Source organism: Marinobacter sp., assembly GCF_033722195.1.
In the GTDB taxonomy this organism is placed as follows: domain Bacteria; phylum Pseudomonadota; class Gammaproteobacteria; order Pseudomonadales; family Oleiphilaceae; genus Marinobacter.
In genome coordinates this window covers 1-2,619 of the sequence record NZ_JAWVZL010000186.1, presented here as the reverse complement: position 1 = coordinate 2,619, position 2,619 = coordinate 1, and the positions used below count along the sequence as shown (strand labels likewise).

Genomic DNA, 2,619 nt, shown 5'->3' with positions numbered 1-2,619 from the left:
GTGGACGCCCTGGGTCAGCTCAAGCCGGCCTTCGAGCCACCCTACGGCCAGGTCACGCCGGGCAACAGTTCCCAGGTCACCGACGGCGCGTCCTGGATGATTCTGGCCTCGGAAGAGGCGGTGAAGAAGTACGGCCTGGAACCCAAGGCGGTGATTCTTGACAGCGAATGGTCGGCGCTGGATCCAAAGATCATGGGGCTGGGCCCGGTGCTCAGCTCCTCGGCCCTCCTGCAGCGCCACAACGCCGGCCTGAACGACATCGATCTGTGGGAGATCAACGAGGCCTTCGCCGCGCAGGTGCTGTCCTGCCTGGCTGCCTGGCAGGACAAGGAGTTCTGCAAGGTGGCCCTGGGGCTGGACGAAGCCATGGGTGAACTGGATACCGAGCGACTCAATATCGACGGCGGCGCCGTGGCCATCGGCCATCCGGTGGGCACCAGCGGCAACCGCATCGTGCTGCACCTGATGAATGCCCTGCATCGCAAAGAGCTGAAACGGGGCATTGCCACCGAGTGCATCGGCGGCGGCCAGTCCGGTGCCATGCTGATCGAATCCGTCTAGAACCCAGGAATCTGAACAGCCTTTGAACAAGGCGGCTTGGAGGCGTACGACATGACAGGTCCTATTCTCAAAGCACTCAGCGCCCGCGAAATGGAGCGGGGTCCTTTCGAACAATCCGAAGCCGGCGCCAAGAAAGCGGACTACCGCCACTGGCGTCTGGCTCGTGATTCCAACGACGTTGCCTGGCTGATCCTGGACAAGGCGGAAAGCAGCGCCAACGTGCTGTCCGCCGAGGTGCTCGAGGAATTGGGCAAGGTGGTGGACGAGTTGGAGAAGAATCCACCGAAAGGGCTGGTGCTGCGTTCCACCAAGGCCACCGGTTTCTGCATGGGCGCGGACATTTCCGAGTTCAAAGATCTGGACTCCGAATCCGACGTGGTCGACAAACTGAGCAGAGCCCATGACGTGGTGGATCGCTTCGAGGCCCTGCCGTTCACCTCCGTGGCGGTGATCCACGGCGCCTGCCTCGGTGGTGGCCTGGAGCTGGCGCTATGCTGCGATTACCGGCTTGCCATTCCGGGGGCCAAGATCGGCTTTCCGGAGATCCAGCTTGGCCTGCATCCGGGCCTGGGGGGTACCGCACGCTTCACGCATCTGGTGGACCCGATCGAGGCCATGACCCTGATGCTGACCGGCAAAACCATTCCCCACAGCAAGGCCCGCAAGCTGGGCGCCGTGGACCAGATAGTCGACGAGCGTCATGTGGCGGCCGCAGTAGGGGCGGCCCTGGACGGTATGATCGACCAGGGCAACCATGGCCTCCGCGGCCGGGTGCTGAGCAGCAAGCCCGCCCGTCAGCTCGAGGGCCGGCAGATGCGGTCCAAGAGTGCCAAGAAGGCGCCACCACAGCATTATCCGGCGCCGGAAGCGTTGATCGAACTCTGGGAGCAGCACGGTGGCGATTCCGAGGCCATGCGAAAGGCCGAGATCCAATCCTTTGCCCGTCTGATGATGACCGACACCTCCCGCAACCTAGTGAAGGTGTTTTTCCTGCGGGAGAAGCTCAAGGGCCAGGGCAAGGCGGACGCCGAGCCGGTGCGTCGTGTGCATGTGATGGGCGCCGGCGAAATGGGCGGCGACATTGCCGGCTGGTGCGCGTTCCAGGGTCTGCAGGTCAGCCTGTTCGACATGGAGCCGGACAAAGTGGCCCAGGCGGTGGCCAAGCTCTCCAAGCTCTGCGAGAAAAAGCACCGTAGCGCCTCCCAGACCCGGGATATCCTGGACCGCCTGACGCCGGACCTGGCCAACCAGGGTGTGGAACGGGCGGACCTGGTGATCGAGGCGGTGCCGGAAAAAGTGGACATCAAGCAGAAAGTCTACGAGGAGGTGGAGCCGCGCCTGAAAAAGGGCGCCATCCTGGCCACCAACACCTCCAGCATCCCGCTGGAGAGTCTTCAGGAAAAGCTCAAGGACCCCTCGCGGCTGGTGGGCCTGCACTTCTTCAATCCGGTGGCGATGATGCCGTTGGTGGAAGTGGTCAGCCATGACAAAGTCAGCGATGAGGTTCTCAAGCGGGCCCGGGTGTTCACCGGCCAGATCGACCGTCTCCCGGCACCGGTGCGCACCGCTCCGGGCTTCCTGGTAAACCGGGCATTGACTCCGTACCTGGTGGAGGCCATGACCCTGCTGGATGAGGGTGTGGACGCCGAAGCCATCGACAAGGTGGCGGAAGACTTCGGCATGCCCATGGGCCCTATCGAGCTGGCGGACCAGGTGGGCCTGGACATCTGCCTGAGCGTGGCGGACATGCTCAGGGACCGTCTGGATACCGACATGCCACCGGCCCCGGACTGGCTCAAGGAGAAAGTCGACGACGGCAAGTTGGGCAAGAAAACCGGCGAGGGTCTCTACCAGTGGAAAAAGGGCGACGCCGACAAGAAGGACAAGTTCAGCGAAGCGCCGGATGACACCCTGGACCGCCTGCTGCTGCCGATGCTCAATGCCTGCATGGCCTGCCTGCGGGAAGGGGTGATTGACAACGAGGAACTGGTGGATGGCGCCATGATCTTCGGCACCGGTTTTGCGCCTTTCCGCGGTGGCCCCATGAGTTATGCCCGT

Annotated in this window: 1 protein-coding gene and 1 pseudogene; both read left to right on the top strand. The window is 63.3% G+C overall.

Features of this window, described 5'->3' with window-relative positions; genetic code table 11:
• Positions 1-561 (top strand): annotated as a pseudogene (locus tag R3280_RS16610) (acetyl-CoA C-acyltransferase); the annotation flags it as partial.
• A 51-nt stretch (positions 562-612) separates the two neighbouring features.
• Positions 613-2,619, top strand: a 2,007-nt coding sequence (locus tag R3280_RS16605) for a 3-hydroxyacyl-CoA dehydrogenase NAD-binding domain-containing protein (protein WP_318999719.1), incomplete at its 3' end; no start/stop codon positions are given.